This is a genomic window from Marinifilum sp. N1E240, from assembly GCF_009295825.1.
GTDB lineage: Bacteria > Bacteroidota > Bacteroidia > Bacteroidales > Marinifilaceae > Marinifilum_A > Marinifilum_A sediminis.
In genome coordinates this window covers 109,128-128,887 of sequence record NZ_WHKF01000006.1, presented here as the reverse complement: position 1 = coordinate 128,887, position 19,760 = coordinate 109,128, and the positions used below count along the sequence as shown (strand labels likewise).

Annotated in this window: 14 protein-coding genes; all 14 read left to right on the top strand. The window is 38.1% G+C overall.

Annotation, left to right across the window (positions count from 1 at the left end; translation table 11 throughout):
* Positions 1–13 precede the first annotated feature (13 nt).
* The 14 genes from GCQ56_RS15190 to buk all read left to right on the top strand — a co-directional run bounded on the left by GCQ56_RS15190 (position 14) and on the right by buk (position 19,648).
* Complete coding sequence (locus tag GCQ56_RS15190) at positions 14–1,258, top strand: thiolase C-terminal domain-containing protein (protein WP_152735385.1); 1,245 nt, start codon at positions 14–16, stop codon at positions 1,256–1,258.
* 114 nt (positions 1,259–1,372) lie between these two features.
* Positions 1,373–2,512 carry an acyl-CoA dehydrogenase gene (locus GCQ56_RS15185; RefSeq protein ID WP_152735384.1) on the top strand — a complete coding sequence of 380 codons (1,140 nt, stop codon included), beginning with the start codon at positions 1,373–1,375 and terminating at the stop codon, positions 2,510–2,512.
* Between the two features lie 73 nt (positions 2,513–2,585).
* Positions 2,586–3,335, top strand: coding sequence for an electron transfer flavoprotein subunit beta/FixA family protein (locus tag GCQ56_RS15180; protein ID WP_152735383.1), 750 nt, complete (start codon positions 2,586–2,588; stop codon positions 3,333–3,335).
* A 46-nt stretch (positions 3,336–3,381) separates the two neighbouring features.
* On the top strand, positions 3,382–4,350 hold the full coding sequence (locus GCQ56_RS15175; RefSeq protein ID WP_152735382.1) for an electron transfer flavoprotein subunit alpha/FixB family protein: 969 nt from the start codon (positions 3,382–3,384) through the stop codon (positions 4,348–4,350).
* A gap of 138 nt (positions 4,351–4,488) precedes the next feature.
* The gene (locus GCQ56_RS15170) at positions 4,489–5,751 is read left to right on the top strand and encodes a (Fe-S)-binding protein (RefSeq protein WP_152735381.1); all 1,263 of its coding nucleotides are present in this window, start codon (positions 4,489–4,491) and stop codon (positions 5,749–5,751) included.
* 53 nt (positions 5,752–5,804) lie between these two features.
* The gene (locus tag GCQ56_RS15165) at positions 5,805–6,599 is read left to right on the top strand and encodes a (Fe-S)-binding protein (RefSeq protein WP_152735380.1); all 795 of its coding nucleotides are present in this window, start codon (positions 5,805–5,807) and stop codon (positions 6,597–6,599) included.
* Between the two features lie 11 nt (positions 6,600–6,610).
* Positions 6,611–9,961 carry a methylmalonyl-CoA mutase family protein gene (locus GCQ56_RS15160; protein WP_152735379.1) on the top strand — a complete coding sequence of 1,117 codons (3,351 nt, stop codon included), beginning with the start codon at positions 6,611–6,613 and terminating at the stop codon, positions 9,959–9,961.
* Positions 9,962–10,015: 54 nt separating this feature from the next.
* Entirely contained in the window at positions 10,016–11,623 is a 1,608-nt protein-coding gene (locus tag GCQ56_RS15155) for a carboxyl transferase domain-containing protein (protein ID WP_152735378.1), read from the top strand.
* 196 nt (positions 11,624–11,819) lie between these two features.
* The gene (gene tnpA, locus GCQ56_RS15150; protein ID WP_152735377.1) at positions 11,820–12,284 is read left to right on the top strand and encodes an IS200/IS605 family transposase; all 465 of its coding nucleotides are present in this window, start codon (positions 11,820–11,822) and stop codon (positions 12,282–12,284) included.
* 111 nt (positions 12,285–12,395) lie between these two features.
* The gene (locus tag GCQ56_RS15145) at positions 12,396–13,196 is read left to right on the top strand and encodes an enoyl-CoA hydratase-related protein (protein WP_152735376.1); all 801 of its coding nucleotides are present in this window, start codon (positions 12,396–12,398) and stop codon (positions 13,194–13,196) included.
* A 47-nt stretch (positions 13,197–13,243) separates the two neighbouring features.
* Positions 13,244–15,226 (top strand): biotin carboxylase N-terminal domain-containing protein, encoded by a 1,983-nt coding sequence (locus GCQ56_RS15140; RefSeq protein ID WP_152735375.1) that lies wholly within the window; start codon positions 13,244–13,246, stop codon positions 15,224–15,226.
* A gap of 209 nt (positions 15,227–15,435) precedes the next feature.
* Positions 15,436–17,253 carry an acyclic terpene utilization AtuA family protein gene (locus tag GCQ56_RS15135; protein ID WP_152735374.1) on the top strand — a complete coding sequence of 606 codons (1,818 nt, stop codon included), beginning with the start codon at positions 15,436–15,438 and terminating at the stop codon, positions 17,251–17,253.
* A 119-nt stretch (positions 17,254–17,372) separates the two neighbouring features.
* A complete protein-coding gene (locus GCQ56_RS15130; RefSeq protein ID WP_152735373.1) occupies positions 17,373–18,521 on the top strand; it encodes an acyl-CoA dehydrogenase family protein in 1,149 nt (382 codons plus the stop codon).
* 50 nt (positions 18,522–18,571) lie between these two features.
* On the top strand, positions 18,572–19,648 hold the full coding sequence (gene buk / locus GCQ56_RS15125; RefSeq protein WP_152735372.1) for a butyrate kinase: 1,077 nt from the start codon (positions 18,572–18,574) through the stop codon (positions 19,646–19,648).
* The last annotated feature ends 112 nt before the right edge of the window (positions 19,649–19,760 follow it).

Genomic DNA, 19,760 nt, shown 5'->3' with positions numbered 1-19,760 from the left:
AAGAAACACAAACATGAAAGCTTTACGCAAAAAAATATATATGGTAGCCGGTTACAATACCATTTCAATGGGAACCGGTAGAAAAGAGTTTCATCCAAAGAAACCGCGTCCGGATATGGAGCATTATATCAAAGAAGCGGGACAAGCAACCTTGGAAAAAATTGGTGGTGCTAAAAATGTTGATGAGGGCGTTATTGGAAACTTTATGGCTTCTCGTTTTAACAAGCAAGCAAATTTGCCAGCCTTTTTACCAATGATTGATGAAGGATTGAATCACAAACCAGCTATTAGTGTTGAAGGTGCTTGTGCATCGGGAGGATTAGCTTTAGCAACAGGAATAAAATCAATTTTAGCAGAAACTGCCGATGTGGTTCTTGCTGTTGGTTTCGAGGTGCAAAATACGATGAAAGCAATGTATGGTGCGGATATTCTTGCAGGTGCTGGTTGGATGAAGACCAGAAAAGATGGGCATGCCTATTTCTTCCCAGGAGTATTCAGTAATCGAGCAGGTGCTTACTATGAGAAATTTGGTAGAGAAAAGACTCGCGAGGCAATGGCTAAATGGTATTGTAATGCCATTGAGAATGCTCGTTTATGTGAAACTGCTCAGGAGTATCACAATCGAAATAAAGATTTAGAAGGAGCGGCGAATATGCCTGTAAATCCTAAAAAATTTGTTGATCATTTGAATTATTCGGATTGTTCAAAGGTATCTGATGGAGCTTCGGCAATTGCTATTGTCTCCGAAGAAGGATTGAAAAAGGTTGGAATAGACCCAAAGGCTGCTGTTGAAGTTGTAGGTTTTGGTCAGGCTGCTGCTGATATTACTAAAGATCCGGAAAATATGACAAGCCTTACAACCATGAAAGCTGCTGCTGCAAAAGCAATGGAAATGACTGGAATTACAGTTGATCAAATCGGTACTGTTGAGGTGCATGATTGCTTCTCAATTGCTGGTATTATGGGAGCTGAGGCGATTGGTTTTGCTGAAGAAGGAAAAGGAGTCGACTTTGTTTTAGCAGGTCATACCTCAAGATGTGGTAAAGTGCCTTTCAATACAACTGGTGGTTTAATTGGTTGGGGGCATCCTACAGGAGCAACAGGAGTTCATCAGGCGGTTACTATCTGGGAACAATTAACAGGAAATGCCGGTGATGCGCAAATTGAAATGAAAGAAGACAGACCATACGGTATGACCGTAAATATGGGAGGAGATGATAAATCTCTTGTAGCAATTGTATACAAGAGAGGTGAGTAGCACGAAAACGATTAAAATGAAATAGAAATAATGTAAATAAGCTAATAGCTATTCTAATAGTTATCGGGAGCTAACAGCTGTTAGCTTATTTTATCACACCTAAAAAATTAAATTATGAATTTTGAATTCACCGAAGAACAGTTGATGATTCGAGATGCTGCAAGAGATTTTGCGCAAAGAGAATTGTTGCCTGGTGTAATAGAAAGAGATGAAAAAGCAATATATCCTACAGAACAGGTTCAGAAACTTGGGGAACTTGGTTTTCTGGGAATGCTTGTTGGATTGGATTACGATGGTGGTGGTATGGATACCATCTCTTACGTATTGGCAATGGAAGAAATCTCTAAAATCGATTCATCGGTTTCTGTTATCATGTCGGTGAACAATTCATTGGTCTGCTGGGGGGTAGAAAAATATGGAAACGAAGAGCAGAAGCAAAAATATTTAAAACCAATGGCTCGTGGAGAGAAGATTGGTGCCTTTTTACTATCAGAACCAGAGGCAGGATCGGATGCAACATCCCAGAGAACGACTGCTGTTGATATGGGAGATCATTACCTGGTAAATGGAACAAAAAATTGGATTACAAGTGGAAAATCAGCTTCTACCTATGTAGTGATCGCTCAAACTCATCCTGAATTAAAACACAGGGGAATAAATGCTTTGATTGTTGAAGCAGATTCGGAAGGAATTTCGGTAGGACCTCACGAAAATAAAATGGGAATGCGTGCTTCGGATACCCACTCGGTAATGTTTAACAATGTTAAAGTGCCTAAAGAGAATCTTCTTGGAGAGGAAGGATTTGGATTTAAATTCGCAATGAAATCCTTAGAAGGAGGACGTATTGGTATCGCATCTCAGGCGTTGGGAATTGCATCGGGAGCCTACGAATTAGCACTAAAATATGCTCAGGAAAGAAAAGCTTTTGGGAAAGAGATTATCAATCATCAGGCAATTGCATTTAAACTAGCAGATATGGCTACAGAGATTGAAGCTGCCCGCTATTTCTGTTTAAAAGCGGCTTGGTTGAAGGATCAGGGCAAACCATACGGACAGGCAAGTGCAATGGCAAAGTTATATGCGGCTGATACAGCAATGAAGGTAACAACAGAAGCGGTTCAGATACATGGCGGATATGGATACGTTAAAGAGTATCATGTGGAAAGATTGATGAGAGATGCCAAACTAACCCAGATTTATGAAGGTACATCTGAAATTCAAAAAATTGTAATTTCAAGAGGTTTAATCGATTAAAATTTTTAAAAATATAAGAGAAAAGAATCTGGTATTTCGTTTCTCTTAGTTTATTATATATAAAATATCGCTTATGAAAATATTAGTCTGTATAAGTAATGTTCCAGATACGACAACGAAGGTAAAGTTTAAGGACGATCATACTTCATTTGATGATTCAGGAGTTCAATGGATTATTAATCCTTGGGATGAGCTGGCTTTAACTCGAGCATTGGAACTTAAGGAGGATGCTGGAAATTCTGTGAATGAGATTTGTGTCATCCATGTTGGTACTGCAAGTGCCGATGCTACTCTAAGAAAAGCTTTGGCAATTGGTGCTGATAAAGCCATTAGAATTGATGCCTGTGCTGCGGATGCCTACTATGTTGCAGGACAAATTGCAGAATACTTGAAAGAGAATCCTTTTGACATTGTATTCAGTGGAATAGAATCGAGTGATTACAACGGTTCTTCAGTAGGAGCAATGATTGCCGAGTTTATGGATTACCCAGGTATTTCTTCTGTTACTTCAGTAAATTTAGACGATGACGATATTCAATTGTCGCGTGCCATTCCAGGCGGAAAGCAAGTTTTAAAAACTGAGACTCCTTTTGTTGCTGTTGTTCAAAAAGGTATTGCTAGTGAACCTCGAATTCCTTCGATGAGAGGAATTATGATGGCACGTAAAAAACCTTTAGAAGTAAAGCCATCTGCAGATATTGAAATACTGACAAAATCGGTAAAATTTGAATTGCCTGCAGAAAAAGGTGTTTGTAAAATGATCGAATCAGAATCAGCCGAACAATTGGTTGAATTGCTAAAGAATGAAGCCAAGGTTTTGTAATTGAAATCTTAATGAATCCTATTATTAACGAATTAAAAATGAGCCTATGTCTGTAATTGCATTTGCCAAAAATTGGAATGGGAAATTTAAGAATTCCAGTTACGAGTTGGTATCATATACTAAAGAATTAGCCAATAAATTAAATACAAATCTGGTTGTACTTTCTATTGGGGAAGTATCTACTGATGAATTAAATACATTAGGGAATTACGGAGCAGATAAAATAATTGCTGTTAACGATCCTCAATTGAATACCCTAACGAGTCGTGTTTATGCTAAGGTAATCTCTCAGGTTGCTGATAAAGAAGGTGCGACAATTGTGGTTTTAAGTGATAATAACAGTGGAAAAGCGATTGCACCACGTGTATCTGTTCAAATGAAAGCTGGTATGGTAGCGGCAGTTCAGGAAATGCCTGTTTCTTTTGATCCTTTCATTGTAAAGAAAAGAGTATTCTCAGGAAAAGCCTTTGGTCATGTTCAAATCGATTCTGAAAAGAAGGTTTTAACCATTGCTAAGAACTGTTTTGGTTTAATTGAAAATAAACTTGATGTTGTAATTGAGGAATTCACTCCTGAAGTAGATGCTAATCTATTTAAAGTTCAGGTGATTGAAGAAGAAGAGCAGAAGAATAAAGTAATCCTTTCCGATGCTGACATAGTTGTTTCTGCAGGTAGAGGAATGAGAAGTTCTGAGAATTGGGGACCAGTAGAAGATTTAGCAGAGGTTTTAGGTGCCGCTACGGCTTGTTCTCGTCCGGTTTCGGATGAAGGATGGCGTGGACATGAAGAGCATGTTGGACAAACCGGAAAGGTAATTGCTCCAAACTTATATATCGCAGCTGGTATTTCCGGAGCGATTCAGCATGTTGCAGGAATTAGTCGAAGCAAGTGTATTGTAGCTATTAACACCGATCCTGAAGCACCAATTTTTAGTGTTGCTGATTACGGTATTGTGGGAGATGTGATGGAAGTATTACCTAAAATAACAGAAGCAATTCGAAACTCAAAATCATGATAATAGTTTCGAGTGGCAAGTTTCAAGTACCAAGAAAACTTGTGGCTTGAGGCTTGGAGCTTGAATCTTCTAAAATTGTAGAGGAATCAAAAATAGATGGCATAATAACTTGAATTTGTACACCTAAAATCAGAAACAATGACCAAACAAATCCTCTTTATCATTTCATTGGCAATAACCTTAGGCGTTTTTGCCTATTCCGTTAAGCGATTGTGGGCTTTCTTTAAATTGACAAAGCCTTCCTATCCAATTCGCAATATTGGAGCGCGGATATCGCATACTCTGGATATTGCTTTTGGACAGACTAAAATCTTTCGTAAACCAGTAATTGGATTAATGCACGCATTGGTTTTCTGGGGATTTTTAGTAATCACATTAGGGAGTATTGAAATAGTTGTTGATGGAGCGTTTGGTGTTGAACGATCTTTTGCATTTACAGGATGGTTTTATGATGTTGTAATAGCTTCTGGAGATATTTTTGCTTTGCTTATTATTGCTTTTATAAAGCTATTTATACTTCGTAGAACCTTTATGAATATTAAACGGTTTTCTGGTGTCGAAATGAACTTAAAATCTAAATGGGATGCGCAAATATCACTTTATCTTATTGCGTTTTTAATGGTTTCCTTGCTTTGCTTCAACATGGGCTATGTCAGTAATCATCCAAATAATTATGAAGGTATTTATCCTGTTTCGACTACACTGGTTAATTTATTTGGATGGGATTTTAGCTGGTTACAGGAACCGGGTTGGTGGGTGCATATCTTACTGATATTTATATTTGCCAACTACTTGCCTTATTCTAAGCATTTCCACGTTTTCCTTTCTGTACCAAATGTATTCCTGGCAAATCTTGAGCCACTTACCAAGTATCCAAACCTGGAGAGTATTACTAAAGAAGTAAAATTGATGCTGGATCCGGAAGCAGCGTATGATGAGAATGAAGAAGTTTCTCGATTCGGTGTTAAGGACATTGAAGATGTGACCTGGAAGAATTACATGGATTCCCTGGCATGTACACAATGTGGTCGTTGTACGGATGTTTGTCCTGCTAATATCACTGGAAAATTGCTTTCTCCTAGAAAAATATTTGTTGATCTGCGAAAGCGAATGGATGAAATTGGTCCATTGGCTGTGAAGGGAAAAGAGGATGGAAAATCATTATTAAGAGATTATATCTCGGAAGAGGAATTGTGGGCTTGCACTACTTGTAATGCTTGTGCTCAGGAATGTCCAATTGATATCAGTCATCCAAATTTAATTATGGATATGCGCAGATATCTGGTGATGGAAGAGGCTGCTGCTCCGGCAGAGCTAAATACCATGTTTACCAATATTGAAAACAACGGTGCACCATGGCAATATTCGCCTGAGGATCGCCTCAAATGGACTGAAGGATAAATGATACAATTGTAAGGACATACGATCGTATGTCCCTACAGAAAAAAATATATATGACAGACATAAAATTACACGTGCCGGTAATGGCTGATTTGGCTACAAAAGGTGAACAACCTGAATATCTCTACTGGGTTGGATGTGCCGGAGCTTTCGATGATAGATATCAGAAAGTAGCTCGTGCTTTTGCTAAAATTTTGAATCACTTGGAAGTGAGCTATGCAGTTTTAGGAAAAGAGGAAAGTTGTACTGGTGATGCTGCCAAGCGCGCCGGAAACGAGATGCTTTTCCAAATGCAAGCCATGCAAAATATTGAGATTTTAAATGGATATGAAATTAAAAAGATTATCTGTACTTGTCCTCACTGTTACAATACCTTAAAGAATGAATATCCTGAATTGGGTGGCAACTATGAGGTGATCAATTACACTCAATTTCTGGATGAGATGATTCAGAATGGGAAATTGGATTTAAAGGATAATCCTTTCAAGGGAGAAACAATTACTTATCATGATCCGTGTTACTTGGGAAGAGGAAATAATATCTACGAAGCTCCAAGAAATGTTGTGAAAGCAGTATTTGGAGAAGTAAAGGAGATGAAGCGATCCCGAAGTTTTGGATTGTGCTGTGGTGCTGGTGGAGCTCAAATGTTTAAGGAAGCAGAAAAGGGGAATAAGGAAGTAAATATTGAACGTACCGAAGAAATTATTGACAGAAAAGTGGATAAGGTAGCTTCTGCTTGTCCGTTTTGCATGACCATGTTAACGGATGGAATCAAATTAAAGAATAAAGAGAACGAATTAGAAAATCTGGATGTAGCTGAAATTATCGAAAAAGCTCTAGATCTGTAATTACACCTAAAATGGATACACCTACTGCATATCAATTAAAAAACTCTGTAAGAATCGTAACAGCAACCTCATTGTTCGATGGACATGATGCTTCTATTAACATCATGAGAAGAATTATTCAGGCTTCGGGTGCTGAGGTCATTCATTTGGGACACAATCGTTCTGCTGAAGAGATTGTAGATTGTGCTATTCAGGAAGATGCACAAGCCATTGCAATTAGTTCTTATCAGGGCGGTCATATTGAATTCTTCAAGTACATGTACGATTTATTACAAGAGAAAAATGCAGGACATATTCGAATTTTTGGTGGAGGTGGAGGTGTAATTCTTCCAGCCGAGATTGAAGAATTGGAGAAATACGGAATAGCTGGATTGTATTCACCTGATGACGGACGTAATCTTGGTTTACAAGGAATGATTAATGAAGTTTTACTTGGCGCTGACTATAAATTGAATGAGGTCGATTTGACGGAGATTTCAGAAATCAAATATAAAAATGTAAATCTCCTATCTCGTCTAATTACTTTAGCAGAACAAGATCAGATTCAGAATTCTGATGTATATCTTAAAATAAAGAACAATGCCAAAATCAGTCGAACACCAGTTATTGGAATTACAGGTACTGGTGGTGCAGGAAAATCCTCTTTAACGGATGAATTGATTCGAAGAATTCAGATTGATTATCCTGATTTGAAATTGGCAATTCTCTCTGTAGATCCATCTCGTAAGAAAAGTGGTGGTGCTCTTCTTGGGGATCGAATTCGAATGAATGCCATTCAGAATCCAAATATTTACCTGCGTTCATTAGCGACTCGACGTGCTAACCTGGCGCTTTCAAAGCATGTTGATGACGCTTTGATGATCATGAAAGCTGCAGAATTTGATTGCATTTTTCTGGAAAGTTCTGGGATCGGTCAATCGGATACTGAAATTGTTGATTTCAGTGATGTGAAACTCTATGTGATGACTCCTGAATTTGGAGCTGCAACACAGTTGGAGAAAATTGACATGCTCGACTTTGCAGATTTGGTAGCGATTAACAAGTTCGACAAACAAGGTGCTCAAGATGCTTTACGTGATGTAAAAAAACAATATCAACGTAACAATTTACTTTGGGATAAGGATCCTGATGATATGCCAGTATATGGAACCGTTGCTTCTCAATTTAATGATCATGGAGTAAATGAACTCTATCATGCCTTAATCGATTTTCTGGGAGAAAAAGGAGTTGAGCGTTTTACTATTAACGGAAAACCATTATTAGAGACTAGTAATAAAATAGAAATTGTTCCTCCTTCAAGAGTTCGATATCTTTCGGATATTTCGGAAACGGTTCGTAAATACAATAGAAAGGTTGAAGATCAGGCTGAAATTGCAGATCAATTGTATGCTTTAAATAAATCCGCAAATTTGATTGATGATGAATTGAGTCGTAGAAGTTTAAATAAGGAATACGAAAAGATTGAAAAAGACTTTAAGCATCAGGAAATTCTTGATTCATGGCAAGAGAAGAGAAGAAAATACAAAGAAGAGATATTTAAATATAAAGTAAGAGGAAGAGAGATATGTGTTGAAACACATATAGAGACCTTATCACACAATAGAATTCCAAAAATCGTTCTACCGAATTATAAGAGTTGGGGGGATATCATAAAATGGAATTTGAAGGAAAATGTTCCTGGAGAATTTCCTTATGCCTCTGGAGTATTCCCATTTAAGCGTGAAGGAGAAGATCCTACCAGAATGTTCGCTGGCGAAGGTGCTCCTGAGCGAACCAATAAGCGATTCCACTACCTGGCAAAAGCTCAGCCAGCAGTGCGCTTGTCAACGGCTTTTGACTCGGTAACTCTTTATGGTGCCGACCCTGATTATCGTCCTGATATTTACGGAAAGGTTGGTAATTCAGGTGTTTCGATCGCCTCATTAGATGATGCCAAGAAATTGTATTCAGGCTTTGATCTTTGCGATCCAAAAACTTCTGTTTCTATGACCATTAACGGACCAGCTCCAATGTTGGTTGGTTATTTCATGAATGTAGCTATTGATCAAGAATGTGAAAAATACATTCAAGAACATAGATTAGAAAATGAGGTTGAGGATAAAATTGCGGAAATTTATAAAGGGAAAGATCGAGTAAAATACATTGGAGATCTGCCGGAAGGCAATAATGGTTTAGGTTTGATGCTATTAGGCGTTACAGGTGATCAGGTTTTATCGAAAGATGTTTACGAGAAGATAAAAGCAGAAACCATTTGTAAGGTAAGGGGAACGGTTCAGGCGGATATGCTGAAGGAAGATCAGGCACAGAATACTTGTATCTTCTCTATTGATTTTGCTCTGAAAATGATGGGAGATATTCAGGAGTATTTCATTCACAATCAGGTGAGGAACTTTTATTCCGTATCGATCTCGGGTTACCATATCGCGGAAGCAGGTGCAAATCCAATTACTCAATTGGCATTTACATTGGCAAATGGATTTACATTGGTGGAATATTACATTTCGAGAGGAATGAATGTGGATGATTTTGCTCCAAATTTGTCTTTTTTCTTCTCCAATGGAATGGATCCTGAATATACGGTAATTGGACGTGTGGCAAGAATCATTTGGGCAAAGGCGATGAGATATTTATACAAGGCAAATGATCGCTCTCAAAAATTGAAATATCATATTCAAACTTCGGGAAGATCACTACATGCACAGGAAATAGAGTTTAATGATATCAGAACCACATTGCAAGCTTTAACAGGAATCTACGACAATTGTAACTCATTGCATACAAATGCTTACGATGAGGCGATAACTACGCCAACAGAAGAATCGGTGCGTAGAGCCATGGCAATTCAGTTGATTATTAACAAGGAATTAGGATTAGCGAAAAATCAGAATCCACTACAGGGAGCTTTTATTATAGATGAGCTGACTGAGTTGGTTGAAGAAGCCGTAATGGTTGAGTTTGATCGATTGACAGAACGTGGTGGAGTATTGGGTGCAATGGAAACCATGTATCAGCGGAGTAAGATTCAATCAGAATCCTTGCAATATGAGAGTTTGAAACATAATGGGAATCTACCAATTGTAGGTGTGAATACCTTCCTAAGCTCAAAAGGTTCACCAACCGTTCAACCCAAAGAGGTCATTCGATCTGATGATTCAGAAAAGGAAAATCAGGTGAAGTTCAAAGAACTGATTCAGATTAACCACAAAGAAAAAGCAGAGCAATCTCTTCAAAATTTGAAAGAAACAGCATTGAAGAACGAGAACATCTTTGCTGCATTAATGGAGGTTTGTAAATTTTGCACACTTGGACAAATTACAAATGCTCTGTACGAGGTAGGTGGTCAATATAGACGAAATATGTAATTTTTATTGGTAGAGACGCAATGCCTTGCGTCTGTACTGTAAATCGATGATAAATTGAAACAATTAAAATCAAAAATAAACACAAAATCTGAAGACTTTTTAAAGAATAAAGAGTCTTATAATCTCTTGATGCAGGAATATCGGGAGCGTTTGAATTCAGTGCTGAAAGGCGTTGATGAAAAGGCTCGGGATAGACATTTGAAAAGAGGGAAATTGTTGGTTAGAGATCGAATTGAGCTCTTATTGGATAAGAATACTCCTTTTATGGAATTATCAGCAATGGCAGCTTGCGATCAATATGAAAATCAGTTTCCATCAGCAGGTATTGTTACAGGAATTGGTGTTGTTCATGGTCGTGAATGTGTAATTGTGGCTAACGATGCAACAGTTAAAGGTGGAACCTATATCAAGGAGACCATCAAAAAACACATCCGAGCGCAGGAGGTTGCAATGGAGAATCATTTGCCTTGTATCTATATGGTCGATTCAGGGGGTGTTTTCCTTCCAGAGCAATCAAAGGTTTTTCCTGATAAATATGATTTTGGGCGATTCTTTTTCAACCAGTCAAAGATGTCAGCTCGTGGTATTCCACAAATATCTATTGTGATGGGATCATGTACTGCGGGTGGTGCCTATGTACCTGCTATGAGTGATGAAACCATTATTGTAAAAGGACAGGGAACCATTTTTATTGGTGGACCACCTTTGGTAAAAGCTGCAACCGGAGAAGAAGTTACTGCCGAAGAGTTAGGTGGAGCGGAGATTCATACTTCCATTTCCGGGGTTGCAGATCACTTGGCAGAAGATGATAGACATGCCATTCAAATTTGCAGAGATATCTTCGAATCAATGCCAAAGGTTCAGAAATATCCTTTGGAAAGAGAAGCGGTTAAAGAACCGAAATATCCAGCTGAAGAGCTGTATGGTTTGGCTCCTTTGGATTTAAAGAAACCCATTGATGCCAGAGAATTAATTGCTCGTATCGTTGATGATAGTTCCTTCCAGGAATTTAAGGAGCGATATGCACCAACTATTGTTACTGGATTTGCTAAGATTATGGGATTTCCTGTTGGAATTATTGCCAATAATGGAATTATCTTTTCAGAGACCTCATTAAAAGCAGCTCACTTTATTGAATTGTGTAGTTTCCGCAAGATCCCATTGGTGTTTCTTCAGAATATTACTGGATTTATGGTGGGTAAGGAATATGAACACAAAGGAATTGCACGCGACGGAGCAAAAATGGTTCACGCCGTTGCCAATGCTCAGGTACCCAAATTTACGGTAATTGTTGGTGGATCGTTTGGAGCTGGAAATTATGCCATGGCAGGAAGAGCCTACGAACCAAGGTTATTGTTTATGTGGCCGAATGCCAAGATATCTGTGATGGGTGGTGAGCAAGCTGCAGGAGTTTTGGTTCAGGTAAAAGAACAGCAACTGAAGAACAGAGGACAGGAATTCGATTCAGAAGAGAGAGTAAAATTGCGTGAAAAGATCCTTAAAAAATATGAGGAAGAAGGATCAGCTTATTACAGCACATCACGATTGTGGGATGATGGAATTATTGATCCGGCAGATACACGTAAGGTTTTAGCCATGGGGATTGCATCATCATTAAACAAAGAATTTGGAGAACCAGATTTTGGAGTGTTTAGAATGTAATTTTAAAATAATTGAATAGGAGAAAAGAATAATATCGTCCCTATGGGACTAATGAAATTTTCACAATTGACTGCTACCATAATATCGCCCTAATAGGCTAAATATTAAAGTGTCGTAGACACGCTATTATGGTAGATAAAGATGAGGTTTTAGAAAAAGCACCGTAGGTGCGACATAATTGAAAATCAGAATTAATATGGCAAACACATATTCTCAAATAAACATACATGCGATTTTCTCGGTCAAAGGGCGAGAAAATATTTTAACGCAAAATGTTCGAGAAGAGTTGTTTAAATATATTCATGGTATTTTGAAGAATATTAAACAGTTTCCTTTGGCTGTTAATGGTTATTCTGATCATATCCATATTTTTTTTGAATTGAATCCTACTATGGCTTTATCTGATGTTATGAGAATAGTAAAATCCAATTCATCTAAATGGATGAATCAAAACAAATTTGTTTTAGGAAAGTTTCTCTGGCAAGAAGGATATGGAGCATTTTCATATTCCAAATCTCAAAGGAATAATGTCATTCAATATATAATGACACAAGAAGAACATCATAAAATGAGATCATTTAAAGAAGAGTACCTGGATTTATTAGAGAAGTTTGAAATTAAATTTCAAGATGAATATGTATTTGATTTTATTGATGAATAATATCGTCCTAAAGAGCTAAAGGGAATTTAATTGAGTGCCATCAGCACGTCATTATGGTAGAAAAGAAACAAAATTTGGATAAAAGCACCATAGGTGCGAAATTATAATAAAATGAAAACATACAATACAATAGATTTCAACATCGATAATAAAATAGGTACGATTACATTAAATCGTCCTGATATTCACAATGCATTCAATGAAACCATGATTGCAGAGATCATTGATTGCTTCGAGGAAATTGAAAAACAGGATTATGACAATTTACGTGTTGTGATTTTGCAAGGTAAAGGTAAATCCTTTTGTGCTGGGGCAGATTTGAACTGGATGAAAGGGGTTGCAGAATACTCTTATCAGGAAAACTATTTGGAGAGTTATAAGCTATCGATGTGTTTTAATGCGGTGTATTCATGCAAATTTCCAACCATAGCTGTGGTGCATGGAGCTGCTATTGGCGGTGCAAATGGATTGTTGGCTGCCTGTGATTTTGTATTGGCTCATAAGAATACCGTTTTTTCGCTAAGTGAAGTAAAAATAGGAATTGTTCCTGCCTGTATTTCTCCTTACGTGATGAAACGTGTAGGTGAATACAAATCGAAAGAGTTAATGCTGACTGGAATGCGCTTTAATGGAAAGGAAGCACAGGAAGCTGGCTTGGCAAATTGGTCGCATGGAGATAAGAAATTGAAAGCCAAACTGACTGATTTAATCTCGAAATTAAAGACTAGTGGTCCTGTTGCGGTATCAACCTGTAAACGTCTGATTTATGATGTGGAGAATGAATGGACACATGAAGAGGCGATGGAAAATACTGCTAAAATGATTGCTGATTTGCGTCAATCGGATGAGGGACAGGAAGGCATGAGTTCATTCCTTGAAAAACGCAAACCAAATTGGATATTGGATAATTAATATTTGTAGAGACGCACTGCCGTGCGTTTGTACCACATAAATAAAATATGTATTACAAAAGAATATTAGTAGCAAACCGAGGTGAGATTGCCCTACGAATTATGCGCACAGCAAAAGATTTGGGCATTCATACCATTGCGCTCTATTCCGATTTGGATAGAGATGCTCAGCATGTGATTCAAGCGGATGAGGCATATCCTTTGAAAGGATCGGATTTGCAAACAACCTATCTCGATGCACAACAAATTGTAGAGATTGCCAATAAGGCAAAAGCAGATGCCATTCATCCAGGTTATGGATTTTTGGCTGAAAATGCCGGATTTTCCCAATTGTGTAGCAATGCTAAAATAGATTTTATTGGTCCCAAACCCGAGGCAATTGAGTTAATGGGGAATAAGATTAATGCAAGGGAATTCGCCAAATCAATTGGAGTTCCTGTTTTAGAAGGTGTGGTTGGAGATCATGCTAAACTGATAGAGGAGAGTAATAAAATGCAATTCCCAATACTGATAAAAGCTGCTGCAGGTGGTGGTGGTAAGGGAATGCGAATTGTTCACAAAAAAGAGGAATTGCAGGCAGCATTGGAATCTACCTCTCGAGAGGCAGCCAGCTATTTTGGCGATGGCTCTGTTCTGATAGAAAGATATATAGAAAACCCTCGTCATATAGAAGTTCAGGTATTGGCTGATCAGCATGGAAATGTGATTCACTTATTTGAGAGGGAGTGCTCGATACAGAGAAGGTTTCAGAAAGTGATTGAGGAAGCGCCATCACCAACATTAACACCCGAATTGAGGACAAAAATGGGTGAAACAGCAGTTCTTCTGGCAAAAGAAATGAATTACAGCAATGCAGGAACGGTTGAATTCTTGGTGGATGAGGATTTGAATTTCTTTTTTTTGGAGATGAATACCCGAATTCAGGTAGAACATCCGGTAACGGAAATGATTACTGGAATTGATCTAGTAGAGCAGCAGTTGCTTGTTTCTTCGGGTAGAACATTGCCATTGAAACAAGAGAACATCTTGATAAATGGACATGCCATTGAGGCAAGAATTTATGCCGAAGATCCCGAAAAGGATTTTATTCCTTCTCCTGGGGAGATTACTTTTTACAATCCCCCTAAATTATTTGAGGGAAGATTGAGATTGGATTCTGCAATAACCGGAGCTTGTACCATCCATCCCGATTATGATCCTATGATAGCCAAATTAGTGGTTTGGGATGAGAATCGTGATTTGGCAATAGAGCGCTTGCATTTGGCTTTGCACGATTATCAGATACATGGTATCAAGAACAATATCATGTATTTACATACCCTTCTGAATACAGATTTTTACAAACAGAATAAAATCTCCACTCATTTTTGTCAGCAACATGCCGAAGAGCTGAATGATATCATGCTGAAAGAGAAGGAAGATGTTCCGGCATTTTTGTTTCATATCAGCTTTGCTTTGTTCGAATTGAACAGGCAAGAAGCCAATTCGGTTTGGGAAGAGATTGGTTATTGGCGCCAGAATGGAACGATATTGCGAGTGACTGACGAAAGTACTGTTGACGTAGAAATACTAGAGGAGAATCCTTACAGAATCAAAATAGATGAGAGTGAATACCTTATTGATAATCTTCAGTTTAACGAGGTTTATATGACCTTCGAATATGAAGGAGCTCGCTATCGCTTTTATCGTTCTAAAAATTCTGAAGGAAAGAGCTTTGTAAGTTGTCGTGGAATTGTTCGTGAATTGGAACGATGGTCAGAGATTCAGGCAAAGGCGAGCGAGGGAGGATCAAATATTGGACAAAATGATGGAAGAATTATTTCCCCAATGCCGGGAAAGGTGGTAAAAATTGAGGCAAAGGAAGGGCAAATGGTTGCCAAAGGTGATGTTTTGATTATTGTGGAAGCCATGAAAATGGAGAACAACATATTGGCTCCTTTCGAAGCGAAAATTGAGCAGGTGTTTGTAGAAGAGGGTGAACAGGTGAAGAATGAAATGGAGTTGATTCAGCTGATAAATGTGAATCATTAGTTGATACTGTATTTTTCTTGCCGTAACCTGCATGATGAAAAATACAGTATGTAAAAAGCTTCCTGTAAGCTGCAGGAAGGAAAATACAGGGTGTAAAATGTTTGCTGTAGCCTGCAGCATGAAAAATACGGTTGCAATAAAGGTTCCTGCAGCATGCAGGAGGAAAATACAGAGAAATAGATGGAATACTAAATATTAAAACACAACAGATGAAGACCAAAATCAGAATTGCAAATGCCGGAGGTTTCTGGGGGGATGACCTGGGAGTACTTCGCCGACAGTTGGAAGGTGGAGAAATAGATTACATCTCGTCCGATTTTTTAGCTGAAGTTACCATGAGTATTCTTCGAAAACAGCAATTGAAGAATGAGTCTCTAGGCTATGTAACTGATTTTGTCGATCAGATTGTGGATGTGGCAGATCTGATGAAATCTAAGGGTGTTCGCATGATTACCAATGCAGGGGGAATTAACCCTATTGGTTGCGCTCGCAAGATTTTATCAGAGTTGGAAAAGAAAGGTGTATCCCTTAAAATTGCCGTGGTCGATGGTGATAATATCGTAGAACGGATAGGTGAGTTTTATCCTGGACAAGCCAATTTTAAGAATATGGATTCAGGTGAGGATTTTGATACCATTATCGATAATATTCAAAGCGCAAATGTGTATTTGGGTGTACCGCCATTGCTGAAAGCTTTGGAAAGTGGTGCCGATTTAATTCTAGCTGGTCGTGTTACTGATACTTCGGTTACAATGGCGCCAATGATTCATGAATTGGGATGGAAATTGAATGATTGGGATAAGCTGGCAGCAGGATTGGTTGCGGGGCATATTATTGAATGTGGTGCGCAATCAACAGGTGGTAATTTTACCGACTGGCAAAAAGTGCCTCGCTGGGACAATATGGGTTATCCGATAGTTGAAATGGATCAATCTGGCGCATTCACGGTTTACAAGCATGAGAATACTGGTGGGCTGATTAGCATTGATACCATTTGTGAACAATTGGTTTACGAAATGGGAAATCCGGATCAGTACATTAGTCCAGACGTGGTTGCGGATTTTACGCATTTAAAATTAGAGGAGCTGGATACCAATAAGGTTTTGGTAAGTGGTGCAAAAGGATATCCATCTACGCCATATCTGAAAGTGTCTATGGCATTCGAGGATGGTTACAAAGCTACCAGTTCTATTGTAATTAGTGGCGGACGTGTTCTGAATAAAGCACAGGAATTTGAAACGATTTTTTGGGAGCGCTTGAATACTCAATATCTGAAAAAGAACACCGAATTTGTAGGGTATAACGCCTGTCATCAGCATTTGGCTGAGGATATCGATCCAAATGAGGTTTTATTGCGTTTATCGGTTTATGATACTGATGTAAGTAAACTTAAGAATTTCTCGATGAGTATTGCACCTTTAATTTTAAGCGGACCTCCTGGAGTTGCGGTAATAGGAGGCAGAGCAAGAATGCAACAGGTAATTACTTATTGGCCAACATTAATTCCTAAGGAGTGCATTGTATCTGCAGTTCATGTTTTAAATGAGAAAGGTGTGGTGACTGAAAGTCATGATATTGGTTCTGTTTTAGGTAATGAAGAAGAATTGATCTTTATGGACATTACTGAACATACTGATTTTGTTGATCCTGCCTGGGAGGATGATCGATTGATAACAGTTCCATTGCGAGAGATTTGTTTGGCACGTTCTGGTGATAAGGGTGATACGGTAAATGTTGGTGTTTTGGCAAGATCTGAAGAGATTTATCAATATTTAAAGCATGATTTAAGCGCGAAAAAGGTAAAGAATATGTTTGGAGGATTAACCAAAGGTAAAGTTACCCGATTTGAAATAGATAATTTGTTGGCACTTAACTTCCTTTTAGAAGAATCTTTGGATGGAGGTGGTACCAAATCTTTAATGATTGATGCTCAGGGAAAAACATTTGCATCCGCACTTTTGAATCAGGAAATCATGATACCTGAAAAATTACTTTCATCAAAAATGGAAGCTGAGGCGCAAAAATAATGTCTTGAACTAGCTGATTTGATTGGGATAGTTCAGGATTATTGCTAACTTAAAAGTGAGTGAATTTAAATATTGAAAAGCAATATTTGATAGCTCTTGACTAAAGATTATTAGATCATATGAATTTCGATTTAAACGAAGAACATGATATCATAAGAAAAGCTGTTCGCGATTTTGCTGAACGGGAGATTAAACCATTGGCACACGAGCTCGATGAGAAAGAAGAATTCTCGATAGACTTAACTCGAAAGATGGGTGAAATGGGTTTGTTTGGGATGTTTATTCCTGAAAAGTATGGCGGACAGGCTACGGATTATCTTTCTTATATAATTGCTGTTGAAGAAATGGCAAGGGTTGACGGATCACATGCAGCTACATTGGCCGCTCACAATTCATTAGGAGTTGGTCCATTGTATATGTTCGGAACCGAAGAACAGAAAATGAAATATTTACCTGGCTTATGCACAGGAGAGCAATTGTGGGCGTTTGGTTTAACCGAACCCGATGCAGGATCTGATTCAAGAGGATCAAAAACCTTTGCTAAGGATAAGGGTAGCAACTGGGAGATCAATGGTTCAAAAATTTTTATAACCAATGGATCAAGTGAAATGTGTTCTGGCGTTACGGTTCAGGCTGTGACAGCTATAAATGGAGAAGAAAAGGAATTTTCCACTTTTATTGTAGAAAAGGGAACCCCAGGTTGGTCGTCGAAAGCCATGCACGGCAAATTAATGTGGCGAGCTTCCGATACTGCAGAAATGTTTTTTGATACTTGCTGCATTCCAAAAGACAGTTTGCTGGGAGAAAGGGGAATGGGATCTAAAATCATGTTAAAAACCTTAGATTCTGGTCGTCTATCTATAGCAGCCATGGGACTAGGATTGGCGCAAGGTGCTTATGAAATGGCTCTTCAGTATTCTAAAGAAAGAAAACAATTTGGAAAACCGATAGCAAAATTTCAGAGCATATCTTTTAAGTTGGCTGATATGGCTACAAAGATAGAGTTGGCACGAAATCTATTGTATAAAGCCTGTTGGTTGAAAGATAATGGGAAACCATTTGCTAAAGAGGCTGCAATGTCGAAATTGTATTGCTCTGAAATAGCTAAAGAGGTTGCTGATGAAGCTGTACAAATTCATGGAGGATATGGCTTGATGAAGGAATATCCGGTGGAACGTTTTTACAGAGATCAGCGATTGTTACAAATAGGCGAAGGAACCTCGGAGATACAACGCTTGGTGATATCAAGATATCTTCTGAATGAATAGATTAAAATAAAAGTGAAATAACTATTAGTTTAACCCAAAATACTTGCACTATGAGTAGAGAATTGATACTAGCCTTGAATCCACGCATGCAATTTACCCGAATTGCTGTTTACCGGATGAATACAACCGTTTTTTTGAAGAAAATTAATCACAAACCGGAAGAATTAGAAGGTTTTAAATGTTTTTGTGAGCAAGATGATTGGCGGGCGAATATTATTTTAGAGGAGTTGAAATCTAATGATATCAGACTTGAAGATATTAAGGTTGTAATTGGTCGTGGTGGTTTGCTTAAGCCTGTCAAATCTGGTGTTTATAAAGTAAATGAATCTATGGTTAATGATCTTTCCGATTGCGAATTTGGAAACGATGTTGTTAATCTTGGAGGCTTATTGGCAAATAAAATTGCCGCTCAAATTGAAAGTGCAGAGGCATATATAGCAGATCCGGTTGTAGTAGATGAATTAGAAGAAATTGCTAGGATTACCGGGCGCCCAGAGTTCAGAAAGAAATCTATATTTCATGCTTTGGATCAAAAAACAAGCGCAAGAAAATATGCAAGAAGCATATATAAAAAGTATGAAGAATTGAATTTGATTATAGCTCATTTGGGTGGCGGTATTAGTATTGGTGCACATCAGAAAGGGAAGGTAGTTGATTCCAATCAAGCTTATGACGGAGATGGACCATTTTCACCAATAAGAAGTGGTAGTTTGCCAATGGGCGAAATGATTCAAATGTGTTTTTCAGGTAAGTATTCTCAGGAAGAGATGATGAAGATGCAAACAGGAGAAGGAGGCTTATATGCTTATTTTAATACCCACAGTGGATATGATGTCTGTAAAATGAGAGATGCTGGTGATCAGAAGGCAGCAGATGTGCTTTCAGCCATGGCTTATCAGGTTGCAAGATCCATTGGAGGAATGTATCCCGTTTTTGGAAATGAAAAAGTTGATGCAATAATTATAACCGGAGGAATGGCTAAGGATGAAAAGTTTGTTAGAGAAATTCGGATCAGGGTTGAGAAAATAGCACCTGTTACGGTATATCCGGGAGCGGAAGTTTTAGGAGCACTTAGCCATTATGGTAGTATGATTGTTCGTAATGAAACAGAAATCCTTCAATATTAAATCATTTTAAATAAAAAAAGAGGACATGTTATTAATAACATGTCCTCTTTTTTTTCGTAGTAAAATTAGTCTTTTCTGTCAGTTATAATCGATTAAGGACACAATATTAGTG